This is a genomic window from Sutterella parvirubra YIT 11816 (genome assembly GCF_000250875.1).
Classification (GTDB): domain Bacteria; phylum Pseudomonadota; class Gammaproteobacteria; order Burkholderiales; family Burkholderiaceae_F; genus Sutterella; species Sutterella parvirubra.
The window spans coordinates 1-1,793 of record NZ_JH604983.1; the positions used below are offsets into that span (position 1 = coordinate 1).

The following is a 1,793-nucleotide window of genomic DNA, read 5'->3' on the forward strand; positions in this document are numbered from 1 at the left end:
GAAGATCCACGATTTCACAACCGCTCGACCCCTGCAACCACCCGACAGAACCCGACACAAGGACACCACGCATGCCCGCCCTTCTCGTCAACATCGAAGCCGTCCGACAAAACGCCGCCCGCATGAAGGAGCTCGCCATGCTCTACGGGTTCGAGTGGCTCCCGGTCCTGAAGCAGGTGGCCTCTGACGACGCCTTCCGCCGGATCGTGAAGAAGGCGGGCATTTCGGGCGTGGGCGTCGCGGACGTGCTGGCGGGGCGCGATCCCGAAAACGACGTCCTCATCAACATTCCGCCCGCGCGGCTCGCGACGGAGGCCGTGAAGCGCTTCCGCCGCGCCGCCGTGAGCTCGGTCGAAAACCTCGAAATCCTTGAAGCCGCCGCCAAGAAGGCGGGCCGCGTCTTCGACGTCGTCCTGATGGTGGACGCCGGGGACGGCCGCGAAGGGATTCCGTTGGATGAGGACCCCGAGGCGCTCCTTCGTGCCTGGCATGCGCGCAAGGCCCAAAACATCCGCATCGTGGGCGTCGGGCTCACGTTCGGGTGCTTGTCGGGCCTCGCGCCTGACGACGACGTCGTGGGGCGCGTGCTCGAAAAGCTCCCGCAGTGGCTCCCCTACATGGACGTGGCCCCCGGCGAAGCCCCCATCATCTCCATGGGCGGGACGGTCGTGTGGAACTGGCTCCAGAACGACCCCAAGCGCTTCGCGATGCCGGCACCCTGGAAGTTGGAGCTCCGCATGGGGGATCCGCTGCTGGTCGAGCGGTTGTGAAATCGTGGATCTTCCGGAAGAGGTGCGGCTGCAGTCGAGGTTCCGTCGTCCTCAGTCGACCTCAGTCGTCCAGTACGATGGGCGCCGGCACGGCGAGGCTCGCGAGCCATTCGTCCGTACGCTCCGCTTCCGGGACGAGGTCCTCGTAGTGGTAGGCCAAAGCGGGAAGGAAGGCCCGGCGGACGGTGGTCCCCCGCATCGCCGCCACGGTTTCGGGCTTGAGCCCGCCTCGCGCGATCACTTCAAAGGCTCCCGCGGGGATGGTCTTCAAAAGGGACTGCGTCGAGGGCGCACGTATCCCGATCGGAAGCATCCCGGTCGTGAAGTCCGATTCGGCGTAGGGGTCCGAATGGTCCCCCACGGCGTGAAGCGCCCGGCGCGTCCCGCAGGCCATCGCCGGGACGTATTCGATCTGGTAGACGCCCCCGCCGGTGTTGAGGCCGTGCGTCACCGCGACCGAGACCACAAAAAGGTAGAGCGCGGGCTGAAGGCGCCCGTCGTCCAACGCACGGGTCAGGTCTTCGCGCGTGAGCCTCACCCAGGGTTCGGCGTCGATCGGGCCCGCGCCTTCCGTGCGGAAGAGCGACCGGCCGTCCTCAGAGAGGTCGAGCGACCAGGCGCGCGCCTCGTCGTCGATCGCCCAGAAGAATAGGGCGCCGCGCTTGAGGGACCCGTCGGGGTTGAGGAACCAGCAGCCGCGCGTCTCCGCCAACTCGGTGCGGACTTCGATCGCGAGCTCCGGCGTGAGGAGCACCTTCGAGACCAACGAATCCGGATCCTGGAGGTCCGAACGGACGAGGTCGCGGATCATCGTCTCGAAGTCGAGCATGAAGACGGGCGGGAGGACGTTCCCCACCGCCATCGACCAAAGTTCCGACCCGGCGGTCGCGAACTGGTCGCGCATGGAGGTTTGGTGGAGGACCTTGGGGTTCCTGTACACGCGCTCGACGATCCGCGCCATCACGGCGCGCTCCTCCGCGGTCATGATGGCCCCCGTCGGGAGGTCGACGTCCTTAGGGTGCA

General features: G+C 67.0%; 2 protein-coding genes. One reads left to right on the forward strand and one right to left on the reverse strand.

Annotated elements, in window-relative coordinates; all coding sequences use genetic code 11:
• Positions 1–71: 71 nt before the first annotated feature.
• The gene (locus tag HMPREF9440_RS06280; protein ID WP_008542574.1) at positions 72–770 is read left to right on the forward strand and encodes an alanine racemase; all 699 of its coding nucleotides are present in this window, start codon (positions 72–74) and stop codon (positions 768–770) included.
• Between the two features lie 61 nt (positions 771–831).
• On the opposite strand, the gene HMPREF9440_RS06285 is transcribed toward HMPREF9440_RS06280, so the two are convergent.
• Positions 832–1,793 (reverse strand): hypothetical protein (locus tag HMPREF9440_RS06285; protein WP_008542576.1); only part of this gene is annotated, 962 nt, incomplete at its 5' end.